This is a genomic window from Streptococcus sp. k-628, from assembly GCF_013277475.1.
In the GTDB taxonomy this organism is placed as follows: Bacteria; Bacillota; Bacilli; order Lactobacillales; family Streptococcaceae; genus Streptococcus.
In genome coordinates, this window is the sequence record NZ_VMMZ01000034.1 from 1 (window position 1) to 14,834 (window position 14,834).

Consider the following 14,834-nt stretch of genomic DNA (forward strand, 5'->3'; position numbering starts at 1 on the left):
CGGAACTTTAACAATAATAGGTGTAGCTGCTTTAGTAACCATCTCTGAAACAGTTGCTACCGTAATATCGCCTGTCTTAGAATCAACTTTATAACTAGTCGTAACTGTTTTCAGTCCATCTTCGCTTGGAATAGTCGTAGGTTGGCTTCCTCTTGTATGTTCTGGATCCTTTTCATATCTCACTTCCGTGGAAATTGTAGGCTCAGTTGTTTCAGTCGGTTTTGTCCCGACTTTAACCACTTTCTTAACCATCGCAGTTGTTACTTCACTGGTCTTCTTATCTTCAACTGCCTTACCACCTTCGATTTTATAAGTAGTCGTAATGGTTTCAGTTCCTACCTTACCTGGACGAGTTGGATCATCTTTCTTTTCCCCTTTAACAAGAGTTGGATCCGCTTCATACTCTGTTTCGATTGGAATAGCCTTTGTTTCAACGCTATCTTTAGCTGGAACTTTAACAATAATAGGTGTAGCTGCTTTAGTAACCGTCTCCGAAACAGTTGCTACCGTAATATCGCCTGTCTTAGAATCAACTTTATAACTAGTCGTAACTGTTTTCAGTCCATCTTCGCTTGGAATAGTCGTAGGTTGGCTTCCTCTTGTATGTTCTGGATCCTTTTCATACCTCACTTCCGTGGAAATTGTAGGCTCAGTTGTTTCAGTCGGTTTTGTCCCGACTTTAACTACTTTCTTAACCATCTCAGTTGTTACTTCACTAGTCTTCTTATCTTCTACTGCCTTACCACCTTCGATTTTATAAGTAGTCGTAATGGTTTCAGTTCCTGCCTTACCTGGACGAGTTGGATCATCTTTCTTTTCCCCTTTAGCAAGAGTTGGATCCGCTTCATATTCTGTTTCGATTGGAATTACTTTCGTTTCAACGCTATCCTTAGCTGGAACTTTAACAATAATATTTCCTACTTCATCAACATCAGTCTCCGGTTCCTCCCCTTTACGGCGGGTATCGTCTTTAATAAATGTCACTCCTGTTCCATCAGCATGAACAAAACTTGTATTCAGGATTCCTCCTAAAAATAAAGTTAGCCCGACCATCACAGAACCAAAAATTTTTCCGAGTTTACGTAATGCATAGCGCTTATTGGTATTAGATTTTGCCATTACATCCTCCTTCTAAAAGTTACTACTTCTAGTATAGCATCTTTTCTGGCAAATATTAAATAATATGTTTCATATATTAAATAAACTTAGAATGATATATTGATTATTGAACTAACACTTTAACTATATCGTAATCAATCTCATATTCTAATATATGGAGGATTGCAGACATCTTATCTAAATACATGCTAATATATTTAAATACAAACATTCCAACTTGATAATTTTCACTCATCTTTCATCATTCCTTATACAACTATGCAGTAGCAATCGAATAGTTTGTTCATCAGAATTAGAATGTTTTAATATTAGATATTTTGATGAAAAACATAAATAAAATTTGTGGAATTTAATTCCCTAACTCGATAGAGGATTCTATTTTAAATTTAACAACAGCTAGGATTACACTATAAAACATATATTACTACCTGTTCGGCTGGAGAATCTAGTCGATTAGCTCCCTCTTAGTTACAAGCTTAAAGCGATTTTTTAACTAATACTAAATAAGATTAAAGAAGGAACTAGAACATCTGTCTTGTACTAATCAATATGCTATTTTAAAGTTGTAAATAAACTTGGAATACCCATTATTATATTTACAATAAATAGTTGACTTCAATGAAAACAAAAAAGAGAATTCAACATTCTTCCCTACTTATCTGATAATAAATAAGGTCCGCAAGATAGCCTTTTCTCTCTACACCATTGCTAATAGTCTTTAGATAGGACATTCCAGCCTTCTCCATGACACGACCTGAAGCTGGATTGAGACTGGCATATCGAGCTCTAACTTTTTGAAAACCTGCTTGAGTAAAACAGAAGTCCAAGACAGCTTTCAAGGCCTCCGTCATCATACCATGACCCCAGTACTTCTTGCCTAACACATAGCCAATTTCACAAGAAGAATTGTTCTCATCTATTGCAACGATGCTGATATCTCCTATCACTTGCTCTGGGTTCTCTTTGAGACAAATGGCCCATTTGTAATAGTTAGGATTGGTATAGGAGGCAACCCAATTTCGAATGGAGTTTCGAGTGACCTCGACATCAGGATGGGGATCCCAAGTGACGTAGGTTAGATTCTCAGCAGACGAAGCCCAATTTTGAAACATAGCTTCTGCATCACTCTCCACAAATCTTCTCAAGATCAAACGGTCTGTCTGTAATGTTTGCATACCGATAGCTTTCATGATTCCACCTCACTTTCTGATAAGTGATTCTCTGCCCAAGCTCAATTTAAATTTAATTTGCTTTTAAATTTCAAGATAATAAGCTAAAAAGGTCCCCCGGACCTTCCTCGCTCACTTATTTCTAGGCTCAGGGTAAAAAGACTAAACTCAATAATAACTAAAAAACAAGTTTTTCATCTAGTTCCTTGACGCAGTCGCTGTCTGGTTTGAAATGCGCTCTAGCAAGCTTTTTCAAACCTAGTCATCGTTGCGGGGGTGAGACAACGGAATCGAACTCTTCGAGTTACCGATTCCTGTCTCACTTTCCTATTTTTAGACTCGGGCTGAAAACCTCCACTGGAGGTTTTCACTCCCAAAAGTCATCAAAGACGGTGATGGGTAGGTGGCGTTTGTGTTGGCCTTTATGCCACCAGTTTTCAATGGTCGCTTGGGCTTCTGGGCTGATTGTTTTGCCTTCTAGGTAGTCGTCAATCTCTTCATAAGTGACTCCGAGGGCTACTTCGTCAGCTAGGCCTGGTTTGTCTTCTTCCAGGTCTGCCGTTGGGATTTTTTCATAAAGGGCTGGGTCTGCACCAAGTTCCTGTAAGAGTTGTTTTCCTTGGCGTTTATTGAGGCGATAAAGAGGGAGAATATCCGCACCACCGTCACCAAACTTGGTAAAGAAACCTGTGATATTTTCCGCAGCATGGTCTGTTCCAATAACCGCTCCGCTATGGGCACCAGCAAGGGCATACTGAGCAATCATACGGCAACGAGCCTTGATATTGCCCTTGTTGAAGTCTGAAACAGGGCTACCTGTCGCTTCAACTGCTGCCGTCATGGCATCAGCTGATTCCTTGATATTCACAACCAAGCTGATATCTGGTTGGATGAAAGCAAGAGCTTTTTGAGCATCTGCTTCATCAGCTTGCACTCCGTATGGCAGGCGGATAGCGATAAATTTGTAGCTGTCATCTCCCGTTTCAGCTCGCAGTTCTTCCATAGCTAATTGAGCTAATCGACCTGCCAAGGTCGAGTCTTGTCCCCCAGAAATCCCTAGCACAAAAGTTTTAAGAAAGGGATGTTTTTTCAGGTATCTCTTTAAGAAATCAATGGAACGACGGATTTCTTCCTGGGCATCAATCACTGGTTTCACACCCAGTTCTTGGATAATCGTTTCTTGCAAACTCATTCTTCTTCTCCTTCACCGAGGGCTTCCTTGCGCATTTTGTCAATCAAGTCCATCTTGTCTTGCCATACATCACGCGCCAAATCCACTGGATAATGCTGAGGATTGAGCACGCGCTTGTATTCATCCCAAAGCTTGTCAAATTCCTTACGAGCATAGTCCTGAATCTCAGTCAAGCTAGGCAGATTGTAAATCAATTTTCCGTCTTTAAAGATATCCACCAAGAGAGGCACGGCATCAAAATTACGAACGGTCTTCTTGATATAAGTATAGGTCGGATGGAACATCTTGATTTCTGTCATGCTGGCAACATCTACGCCATCATAAGTGATGTAGTCGCCCTCTGACTTGCCTTTTTCACGACTGGTAATGCGCCACACCTGCTTCTTACCTGGCGTCGACACTTTTTCCGCATTATTTGACAGCTTGATAGTATTGCGCATCTGACCATTTTCATCTTCGATTGCAACAATCTTGTAAACTGCACCAAGAGCTGGCTGGTCATAGGCTGTAATCAGCTTAGTACCTACTCCCCAAACATCAATCTTAGCATGTTGCATTTTGAGGTTAAGGATGGTATTTTCATCAAGGTCATTTGATGCATAAATCTTAGCATCAGTAAATCCTGCCTCGTCCAGTTGTTGACGAACTTTTTTAGAAATATAGGCAATGTCTCCAGAGTCAATGCGGACACCAAGGAAATTAATCTGGTCACCCAGCTCACGCGCCACCTGAATGGCAGCGGGTACCCCAATTCGAAGTGTGTCATAGGTATCCACAAGAAAGACGCAATTTTTATGGGTCGCAGCATAAGCCTTGAAAGCCTCATAATCATTACCATAAACCTGCACCAAGGAATGGGCGTGAGTCCCCAAGACAGGAATATCAAAGAGTTTACCAGCACGCACATTGCTGGTTCCATTGGCACCACCAATCACCGCTGCGCGTGTTCCCCAGATGGCCGCATCCATTTCTTGAGCCCGACGTGTCCCAAACTCCATCAAAGGCTCATCTTCAATGACTGAACGAATACGAGCTGCCTTAGTCGCCACCAAGGTCTGGTAGTTGACAATATTCAAAAGGGCCGTTTCGACCAATTGACATTGGGCTAGAGGACCTTCCACCTGCACAATCGGTTCATTAGCAAAAACCAAGTCCCCTTCTTGGGCAGAACGAACGGTCAACTCCAACTTGAAATTGCGGAGATAGTCCAAGAATGCTCCATGATAGCCTAGCAACTCCAAATAGGCAATATCACTATCTGAAAAACGCAAGTCTTCAAGATAATTCACAATTCTTTCCAAACCAGCAAAAACCGCATAGCCGTTCTTAAAAGGCTGTTGGCGGAAATAAACCTCAAAGACCGCCTTTTTATTGTGAATCCCTTGGTCAAAGTAAACCTGCATCATGTTAATCTGGTACAAGTCCGTGTGCAATGTCAAACTATCATCTGGATACATACTTTTCCTACTTCCTTAACTAGAAATACATGAAAATTTTCAAAAACTTTCAAGCATTTCAATAAATTAGTACTATTATATCACATTTTACCTGTATTGAGAAAAGAGTAACAAGCTATTCACCACTCTCCAGTTCATCCATATCTTGTTCAAATTTTTTCTGCGCCCATTCGCCATAGCTCTTCAGACCAAGATTGCCAATAAAGACCCATGGAAGGTAAATGACATAAGTAATCGCCCAAGCAGATAGGTATTTAACGTTCAAAGGATTGTGCTGATAAATTTCTATGTTGAATTGATAATTCTGCAACATCAAAAGAGCCGTAATAGCCAAGGTTAGGAAAAAACAACCCAAAATCGTAAAATGAAAACGACTATAGTAGGTCACTCCCAGATAACGGGCACGATTGAAAAAGAAGAAAATTCCTACTATCAGAGTATAGACTAGAAAATTCGGATTAAAAAGAGATGGAGCCAACACTGCCACCAAATAGCTTAGAAGTACAAGCCCAATAAAGAGGGAAAAGGATTCTGCCCCAGCTTTATTGATTAGTTGTTCTTCTCTTTCGTCAAGTAATTGATAATGAATAAATTTATTTACCATCTTCTTCCTCCCAAAATAGTTGGTCTAGGCTTTTCCCTAAACATCTGCAAATGGACTGGCAGAGCGATAGACTGGGATTGTATTTTCCCGCCTCTATCAAACCAATAGTCTGGCGCGTCACCCCCACAGCCTCTGCCAGTTGACCTTGAGTTAAATCAAGCTCTACACGAGCTAATTTTAATTTTAAATTTTTAGCCACCTGCGTCCTCCTTATAATTTTAATACTCATCTACTCTTAAAAAATCCAAAACCAACACAAGTTGTCAGCTATTTATTATAACCTCATTAATTAGCACTCCAATATTATCTTCAGCCTAAAATCAGTATGTTGTTGTTTGAAATAAACTTCCTAGTTTACTCTGTTATTTTTATTTAATATTAGCTTTAGTAGGATCTTTTAAACGAGTTTTGATTGCTTGTATTTCTTGTTTAGTTGATTTCATATCACTATTATATAATGCTTTTGGAAATGAGTCTAGCATAAGACAAAAACGTGTACACAACAAGAGCAGGAGCATAGCAAGATGACTGATTTTTTGCTGGATTTTAAGTCTGCAAAATAATACTAAATAAAACTAAAATGAATACTCCTTGCTTTTCTTGAGAGTGAACAAGTACAATAAAATGATTGTAGCGGTTGCCACAAGATACTGACTAATAGACATCGTATTTGAAGCCACAAATACAGGTAAAGAATAAAAAGGAAGAAGTTCAATTACTTTGATAAACAAATCATTACTAGTATTCATCATAATCGTATTTAATATATTAGGGATAAAGAGTAGTAAAGCTACTAAAATACCAAATACCAAGCCACTTTTCAATTTGTATAAATAGAAAATGTAAGATAATAGAAAATAAAATAGGACTAACAAAATTGTATTGACTACAATGGCTACTATAAAATCTAATCCTAAAGCACCTGGAACACCCAATTTACTTACGATGACTAGTAACACAATACCATTCAAAGCATAAATAATGGAAACTGAGATGGCATATAGAAAATTAGACAAGACGTAAATCATCCGATTTTTCTGTTGATTATAAAATAAACTTATCGTATTGTGGGAAAAATCCCTGCTAATAATTCGGTTAGCATGTATAACAGCCATTAACATACCGAGCATAGCATAAAAGTTTGAAATATGCTTAATACCAAGCGATGTCCCTTGAGTCCTTAGAATAAAGAATGTAACCAATATCGGCGGTATAAACGAGATAATCAAACCGAGATATATTACGCCTGATGAATATAAATCCCTTATATTTTCCTTAAGAAAATTCAATTTATTTAATTTCATGATTATAACCTTCCTTTATTTTGAACGATTTAGATAAATATCTTTAAGCGTCTCTTTTTTAGTTTCAAAATCAACTACTTTAATAGAGTTTTCGTTAAAAAATTTAAAAAGCTCACTACTTTGAATATTCCCAGACATAGTAATTTTCAGTCCCTCTTCCTGAACAATATCCCCAAATTCTTGTTTGGTAATGAAAATGTCTTTATCTGTAGCTGATGAAAAAGCTATCTCAAACAAGCAATTATGACTATCTTTTCCTACTTTTTGGAATGTCAAAAGTCCGTTCTCCAAGAAAAGGACTCTCTCACAAATTTCTTCAATATCTTCTAATTTATGACTCGATATTAAAATTCCCACATTTTCATGTAAAGCTAAATTTTTTAGAACCGCTAAAACTATTTGTGATGATTCAATATCTAAACCATTAGTCGGTTCATCTAAAATCAATATATCAGGTTCCGTAACAAGAGTTAGAAGCAAAGCTAATTTTTGTTTTGTACCCAAAGAATAAGTCTTTACTTTTTTATTAATAGACTGAGTCAAATCTAACTCTTGAATCAAACTTCCAAATCTTTCTTGATTGTAGTCAACACCATATAAATTTGCCAGATATTTTAAATTCTCTAAACCTGTTTTAGATAAAAATAATTTTGGTTCTTCGATTAAATAGCCAACATTATTACTACTTATAATATTCCCTGAAGTCGGTTGATTATTCTGAACAAGAATTTTCATCAACGTACTCTTGCCAACTCCGTTTCTCCCTACTAGACCAACAATTTCACCCTTGTTAAGTGCAAAATTTATACCTTTGAGAATGATTGAATGGCCATAATGCTTACTTACATTTATAACTTCCATTTTTTATTCCTCCATTAATATTCATTGTTTGCTCTTTGATTCTTATTGAGTTTAAAAAGTTGCGCCTCTTTTTAACAACATTATATCATATATCTAACTTAATGCAATATATAAATGTCATTTTGTAAAATTTTATTAACAAAAAAACTCTCTACCACAAAAAGATAGAGAGTTTTTAGTTTAAATATATAATTTCAAAATATCGACGGCATCGCTTCTTTGTTTAATTTGATAGGCTTTGGATACCTAAGCTCCGACTTTATCACTTAAAAAATAAAAAAGGACAGCTAATCCCTTGCACATCAAGGGATTTCGCCATTCTTTAATCTCGTTTAAGTGTTGTATATGGAGCTTTGCATAATTTTTTAAAACTAAACAACTACATTAAGCTCGAACTGTGACACTAGTTCCATCTTCTTTGTAGAGATTGATGAGTCCTTCTTTTAATGCACGAACCATGTCTCCTGCTTGAACAGGTTGAGGCACCTTAATAGTCAATAGCTCCATTGGATTTGGAGCACGGTCGATTTTATTGCCTTTAGCATCGTGCAAATCTTCAATATAAGTTTCAAAATGACGGAAACCTGGACCATAAAACTCAACTTGGTCGCCTTCGTTAATAACGTTCCGTTGGCGAATGGTTGCTGTTTGTGTCGCATCATCATAATAAACCACTTCAGCGACAAACTTGTACTCAGGAATTTTACGGTGAGCACCAAACAACTGCTCATTTTCAGATGGTATACCATAGTAAAAACCTGTTGCCAATTCACGTTGGGCAACCTTCCACATCTCATCAATCAAGTCTTGTTTGATAGATTCAAACTTTTCAGGACTTTCAAGATAGGCATCCACAGCCGCCTTGTAGCAGTTGGTTACTGTTGATACGTAGTGAATAGACTTCATACGCCCTTCAATCTTAAGACTGTCCACTCCATTTTCAATCATATCTGGGATATGGTCAATCATGGACATGTCAACAGCCGACATTGAAAATTCTTCTGGAATCTCACCTTTCAGGCTCTTACGTTCTTTCCCAAATGGCATATCGTAAAGGTCGTATTTCCAACGGCATGACTGAGAGCAACCACCACGGTTAGCATCACGCATACTCATATGGTTTGAAAGAGTACAACGTCCAGAGTATGAAATACACATAGCTCCATGGACAAAGGCTTCAATTTCAACATCTGTACGTTTGCGGATTTCAGCTAATTCTTCCATTGAAACCTCACGCGCTAAAACGACACGAGTCAAGCCTAGCTCTTTCCAGAACTCAAGGGTTTCATAGTTAGTGGCACTGGCTTGGGTAGAGAGATGGATTTCAAGGCCTGGTGCTTCTGTTGCTGCAATCATAATCAAGGCTGGGTCAGATACGATAACTGCTGCAATCCCGATATCACGCAGTTTACGAAACCACTCACCAGCACCAGCTTCATTTCCTTCGTGCATAACCATATTGGCAGCTACATAGACCTTAGCTCCATACTTAGCCGCAAACTGCACGCCTTCTTCCATCTGTTCAAAGGTAAAGTTACCTGCACGGCTACGAAGACCATAGGCCTGACCACCGATAAAGACAGCATCTGCCCCATACTGAACAGCTACCTTTAGCTTCTCTAAAGTCCCTGCAGGTGATAAAACCTCAGGACGTTTTAATGTTTTTGTCATGTTTTCTCCTATTTGCAATATAAAAGTTTGACGTTTTTCCTTCTCATTTTATAGTAAATAAGAGATAAAATCAAGCCTAGACGGATTGTTTTGACAATTCTAATCTTTTAAACTTTGCATAATAACTGTTAAACTGTCGAAAATTAACCCAGTTTTAACAGGTAGTCAAAAAGTCTAGAAAAGTAAAAACCAGTACCCAAAGATACTGGCTCATTAAACTACATAAATTAGTCCTTAGATGACTATTCCCATTCTATTGTTTTCTAAATTGATAAGGTTTGATATAGTTTAAAATTAAGGATTTATACTAGTTATTTTTATAAGAATTTATTAGAATTAATTTCTATTGTTTGCAGAGTTGAAATTAATGTGTAACAAAAACACAACATTTTTTGTATAATAGTATTAGTAATAAAAAGGTGGTGATATAGTAAGATTAGCTGTTAGACTAGCAATAGAAACACGAAATAGTATCGATGCTCTAAAAAAAGAAATAAAAGCAACTGGAGAATTTGATAATCTTCATCTTACTAATGGGTTTGTCGTAAATCAAGCTTATTTAGATTCTAAAAAAATTACTGCTGAACAAAACTGGGATAAAGTATTAAAATTTGGGTCTCAAGTTGAAGAACGAAGTGCCCCAAAAACTCGAACTGATTTACAAGTAAATCAAACTACTATTGATGATATTGCTGAGTTAAAAAAGATTTTACCTCTATATACAGAAACAAATTATGTAACCACTTCTTTTGTTATCAGAATGATAGTGAGGGGTTCTCTTTTAGTGCGTCACGGAAAAATTTAGGCTTCAAGCCTATTTTTTTTATTTCAATTTTATGTGTCGACAAAACACGACACTTATTTTATAACAGTGGCGTGAAATAATTACAACACTGAAATTATATAAAGAAGGTTCAACAATGGTTAGATCAATTTTTAATGCAGAATACATTTATTTGACTATTTTTTGTAGTGTTAAATATTTTATGCGCTTAACTTTACATTTTAGGAATAGGAGAAGTTTATAATCAGTTTCTGAAGAAAAAAGTATAAAAAATGCTATAATAGAATACATATAGTAGGGGAGGAGAATTACAATTGTTACCTAAAAAAATTATCACACCTAAAGTACCACCTATTAAAATCCAAGGAATAAAAACTAAATTAGTTCCATTTATTGCTGAATCAATAAAGTGGGATGGTAAAGGAACATACTTTGAACCATTTATGGGATCTGGTGTAGTAGGTTTTAATTTAGAACCACAGAAGGCTATTTTTAGTGACACCAATCCCTATATCATTCAATTTTACAAAGATATTCAATCAAAGAAGATTACTGCTCAAACAGTTAGAACTTTTTTAGAAAATGAAGCAACTAAATTATCTAGTACTCCGGCTGATAAGACATCTTATTACTATGAAGTTAGAGATCGATTTAATAAAGAACATAGCTCTTTAGATTTTTTATTTTTACAACGTTCCAATTTTAATGGAATGATACGTTTTAATAATAAAGGTAATTATAATGTTCCTTTTGGACGAAAACCAGAGAGATTTCAAAAAGCATTGATTACAAAAATTGTAAATCAAGTTTCATGGATTGAAAAAATAATGAAGGGTAAAGATTGGGAATTTATCTGTATTCCTTTCACTAAAGCATTTGAGATGATGGGAGAAAATGACTTTGTTTATTTAGACCCTCCGTACATTGATCGATATGATGGATATTATGATTCTTGGAGTGAAGAATACGCGACATTACTCGCAGAACTTACTCAAAAAGGAAAAGCAGGATACGCCTTTAGTATGTGGTACGAAAATCAGTATAGAAAAAATACCCACATGGAAAAATGGACGGATGGAAAGTTGTTAACTACTGAACATTTTTATCACTTAGGAGCAAAGGAATCTAATAGAAATAAAATGATAGAAGCTTTAGTAATAAGTGAAAAACATTTGAATTTAGAAGAAGTTTATCACGAACAACAACAAATTCTATTATTCTAAATAAAAAAGGATACAAAGTGTATCCTTTTTTTATTATTCACATTCTTTATTTGTTTCAACTGATAAATATTTTTCAAGTCGTGTTAATTGTTCGGTTGATAATTGTTTAGTTTCTTTTCCCCACTCTGTAAATGTCTCTAAGTTATTAAAGAGTTTATCTTTTACTTCTTGAGAATCTTTATATTTAGGAAAATTTTCCCAATAAATATGGAAAAGGTCGTTCCCTAATTTACTAAAAGGACCATTACCATCTTGAAAATCCTTAATTATTTTAGATTTAAAGGTTCCAATGTTATCTGTATTTCCACTTCCTTTACTTGTACCAGCTACTTTATATTTTTCTTGAACAAAATATTCTACATCTTTATAAGCTGGTACTATTGAAGAAATGTCTTCTGATTCTAAATTAACCTTTCTAATACTTGCACTTTCATTCCTTGAATATAGAAAACCTAGAATATAATGCTTATCATATTCACTATAATTACCATCAATATTTTTAGTTCCATTTCTTAAGTAACTAGTAAAACTTCCAGCTGTAAAATTGAACTCTTTAATTTGACCTTGTTTATCAAATTGTCGATAAGTTGTTTTAATATCAAGTGCAATTCTTTTCTTATCAGGTTTCAAGAAATAAAAATCTGGATAGACTGTCTGCTTTTCAGATTCAAACAACTTATATCCTAACTCCTCTGCAACTTCAAGCAAATATGGATATACTATCACTTCAAATAATCGTCCTATTATTTTTGAATCATTTCCAAATGGGAAAACTTCTTTCTTTTCATTTACAAAACCAAGTAAGTCCCAAGCGTTTTTATCATCTATTTTAGGTAATTTTTCAATAATTGTTTTAATAAAAATATCATCACACATCTTATTTCTCCTTTGTTTGCGAATTGTTTGCGATTATTTAATTAAAGGCTCTGAAACATTGATTTCAAAGCCTTTTTATTGTAATTTTTCTTATTCCCACTCAACTGTTGCAGGTGGTTTACTTGTAATATCGTAGACGATACGGTTAACGTGATCTACTTCATTTACGATACGTACTGAGATTTTTTGAAGGACATCCCAAGGAATCTTTGCAAAGTCAGCTGTCATACCATCGATAGAAGTGATCGCACGGATTGCAATCGTGTAGTCATACGTACGACCGTCACCCATAACCCCAACTGAACGAACACCTGTATTAACTGTGAAGTATTGCCAGATATCGCGGTCAAGACCAGCTTTAGCGATTTCTTCACGAAGGATAGCATCTGACTCACGAACTGTTTCTAGTTTCTCTTCAGTGATTTCACCCATGACACGGATAGCAAGTCCTGGTCCTGGGAATGGTTGGCGCCATACGATATGGTCTGGCATACCAAGCTCTGTACCAAGGGCACGAACTTCATCTTTATAGAGAGTGTTGAGTGGTTCGATCAATTCAAATTGCATGTCTTCTGGAAGACCACCCACGTTGTGGTGTGACTTAATAGTTTGAGCTGTATCTGTACCAGACTCGATCACGTCTGTGTAAAGCGTACCTTGAGCAAGGAATTTCACATCTTTGAGCTTGCTTGCTTCGTCATCGAATACATACACAAACTCGTTACCGATGATTTTACGTTTTTGTTCAGGGTCAGAAACGCCAGCAAGTTTATCAAGGAAACGTTTAGCAGCGTCTGCTTTGACGATATTCAAACCAAACTTACCACCAAGCATATCCATAACTTGGTCTGCTTCTCCTTTACGAAGAAGACCGTGGTCTACGAATATGCAGATCAATTGATCGCCAATCGCTTTTTGGAGAAGAACCCCAACGACAGATGAGTCAACCCCACCTGAAAGGCCAAGAAGGACACGTTTATCACCAACAGTTTCACGAATTTTTTGGATCTGCATATCGATGAAGTTATCCATTGACCAGTCGCCTTTAGCCTTACAGATGTTAAGGGCAAAGTTACGAAGGATATCATTTCCGTATACAGAATGACGAACTTCTGGGTGGAATTGGATACCGTAAATGTGTTTATCTGGGTTTTCAATGGCTGCGTATGGACAGTCAGTTGATGTACCTGTACGAACAAAGTCAGCAGGAATCTCGGTAACTGCATCGCCGTGGCTCATCAATACAGTTTGTTCATCAGGTGTTGATTCAAAAAGCGCTGATGGTGTGTGTGTTAGGGTTGATTGACCGTATTCACGATTTCCAGCATCACCTGCAGGGACAACTTTTCCTCCAAGTTTATGGGTCAATAACTGCATACCGTAACAAATTCCCAAAATAGGAATTCCGAGTTCGAAGATTTCTGGGTCAATATCAAATGAACCATCTTCATATACAGAATTTGGACCACCTGATAGGATAATTCCTACAGGATTGATTTCACGAACTTCAACAGCTGAAATTTTATGGCTTTTTAGTTCTGAAAAAACACCAATCTCACGGATACGGCGTGAAATCAGCTGGTTGTACTGGCTACCATAGTCCAATACGATGATTTTTTCTACATCTTGCAAATCAGTTGAAATGTTGCTCATCTTTTTCCTTTCTCAAAAGAAATATCTTTTTTCAATATTCTATCACAAATAAGGGCGAATTACCAACTAAACAAGGCGAAGATTGACTTTTTCTAGTTTATTGAGGTACAATAGAGAAAAGATAGAAATGAAGTGAAAAATATGCTACCCGCTTATATGAAAATCCATGATCAGATTAAAAAGGATATTGACGAGCACCGTTGGGCTATTGGTGAGAGGCTTCCCAGTGAAAGAGATTTAGCAGAGCAGTTTGCGGTCAGTCGCATGACCCTCCGCCAAGCTATATCTCTATTAGTCGAAGAAGGCGTTTTAGAGCGTCGTGTAGGAAGCGGCACCTTTGTTTCCAGTACTCGAGTACAAGAAAAAATGCGAGGGACAACTAGTTTTACTGAAATTGTTAAGTCTCAAGGTAAAGTTCCCTCTAGCCAGCTCATTTCCTACAGAAAAACTATTCCCAACGAGCAGGAGGTTGCTAAACTAGGAATTTCTCCAACGGACAATATTATCCGAATGGAACGGGTACGCTATGCCGACCAAGTTCCTCTGGTTTATGAAGTTGCTTCTATTCCTGAGAAATTCATTAAGGACTTTAAAAAAGAAGAAATCACCAGTCACTTCTTCCAAACCTTGCAAAAACATGGCTACCGTATTGGTAAATCACAGCAGACCATCTATGCTCGTCTTGCTAAAGAAAAGATTGCCCACTATTTGGAAGTTGAAAAAGGACATGCTATTCTTGGTTTAACTCAGGTTTCTTACCTAGAAGATGGAACAGCTTTTGAATACGTAAAAAGTCAGTATGTAGGCGAACGATTTGAATTTTATCTTGAAAACAATTAATACTCTTCGAAAATCTCTTCAAACCGCGTCAACGTCGCCTTGCCGTACTCAAGTACAGCCTGCGGCTAGTTTCCTAGTTTG

The 14,834-nt window shown here is 36.7% G+C and carries 12 protein-coding genes and 1 pseudogene; 2 read left to right on the forward strand and 11 right to left on the reverse strand.

The genetic code is table 11. The features are described 5' to 3' along the window. The 9 genes and pseudogenes from HT730_RS10460 to HT730_RS04790 all read right to left on the reverse strand — a co-directional run. On the reverse strand, nucleotides 1–1,119 hold a 1,119-nt coding region (locus HT730_RS10460), incomplete at its 3' end, for a G5 domain-containing protein (RefSeq protein WP_240151461.1). A gap of 638 nt (nucleotides 1,120–1,757) precedes the next feature. Further along, nucleotides 1,758–2,309, reverse strand: a complete 552-nt coding sequence (locus tag HT730_RS04755) for a GNAT family N-acetyltransferase (protein WP_173306960.1) — start codon at nucleotides 2,307–2,309, stop codon at nucleotides 1,758–1,760. Nucleotides 2,310–2,655: 346 nt separating this feature from the next. Continuing rightward, nucleotides 2,656–3,480 carry an ammonia-dependent NAD(+) synthetase gene (nadE, locus tag HT730_RS04760; protein WP_173233308.1) on the reverse strand — a complete coding sequence of 275 codons (825 nt, stop codon included), beginning with the start codon at nucleotides 3,478–3,480 and terminating at the stop codon, nucleotides 2,656–2,658. After that, nucleotides 3,477–4,937, reverse strand: a complete 1,461-nt coding sequence (locus tag HT730_RS04765) for a nicotinate phosphoribosyltransferase (protein WP_173306961.1) — start codon at nucleotides 4,935–4,937, stop codon at nucleotides 3,477–3,479. The genes nadE and HT730_RS04765 overlap by 4 nt, the downstream gene beginning before the upstream one ends. Nucleotides 4,938–5,052: 115 nt before the next feature. Then, complete coding sequence (locus HT730_RS04770; RefSeq protein WP_000247408.1) at nucleotides 5,053–5,541, reverse strand: DUF6773 family protein; 489 nt, start codon at nucleotides 5,539–5,541, stop codon at nucleotides 5,053–5,055. After that, on the reverse strand, nucleotides 5,531–5,740 hold the full coding sequence (locus HT730_RS04775) for a helix-turn-helix transcriptional regulator (RefSeq protein ID WP_031223021.1): 210 nt from the start codon (nucleotides 5,738–5,740) through the stop codon (nucleotides 5,531–5,533). The genes HT730_RS04770 and HT730_RS04775 overlap by 11 nt, the downstream gene beginning before the upstream one ends. A 376-nt stretch (nucleotides 5,741–6,116) precedes the next feature. Further along, nucleotides 6,117–6,845: a hypothetical protein gene (locus tag HT730_RS04780; RefSeq protein ID WP_173306962.1), complete on the reverse strand. Its 729-nt coding sequence runs from the start codon at nucleotides 6,843–6,845 to the stop codon at nucleotides 6,117–6,119. Nucleotides 6,846–6,860: 15 nt separating this feature from the next. Next, nucleotides 6,861–7,731, reverse strand: a pseudogene (locus HT730_RS04785) (ABC transporter ATP-binding protein). Between the two features lie 359 nt (nucleotides 7,732–8,090). After that, nucleotides 8,091–9,377 (reverse strand): U32 family peptidase, encoded by a 1,287-nt coding sequence (locus HT730_RS04790; protein ID WP_173306963.1) that lies wholly within the window; start codon nucleotides 9,375–9,377, stop codon nucleotides 8,091–8,093. A gap of 1,098 nt (nucleotides 9,378–10,475) precedes the next feature. Here HT730_RS04790 and HT730_RS04795 point away from each other — a divergent pair. Beyond that, a complete protein-coding gene (locus tag HT730_RS04795) occupies nucleotides 10,476–11,384 on the forward strand; it encodes a Dam family site-specific DNA-(adenine-N6)-methyltransferase (protein WP_173218676.1) in 909 nt (302 codons plus the stop codon). Between the two features lie 33 nt (nucleotides 11,385–11,417). On the opposite strand, the gene HT730_RS04800 is transcribed toward HT730_RS04795, so the two are convergent. Then, nucleotides 11,418–12,260, reverse strand: a complete 843-nt coding sequence (locus tag HT730_RS04800) for a type II restriction endonuclease (protein WP_173218675.1) — start codon at nucleotides 12,258–12,260, stop codon at nucleotides 11,418–11,420. A gap of 90 nt (nucleotides 12,261–12,350) precedes the next feature. Then, a complete protein-coding gene (gene guaA, locus HT730_RS04805; RefSeq protein WP_173306964.1) occupies nucleotides 12,351–13,913 on the reverse strand; it encodes a glutamine-hydrolyzing GMP synthase in 1,563 nt (520 codons plus the stop codon). 141 nt (nucleotides 13,914–14,054) lie between these two features. Here guaA and HT730_RS04810 point away from each other — a divergent pair, with 141 nt between their 5' ends. After that, on the forward strand, nucleotides 14,055–14,753 hold the full coding sequence (locus HT730_RS04810; protein ID WP_173306965.1) for a GntR family transcriptional regulator: 699 nt from the start codon (nucleotides 14,055–14,057) through the stop codon (nucleotides 14,751–14,753). Nucleotides 14,754–14,834: the final 81 nt, after the last annotated feature.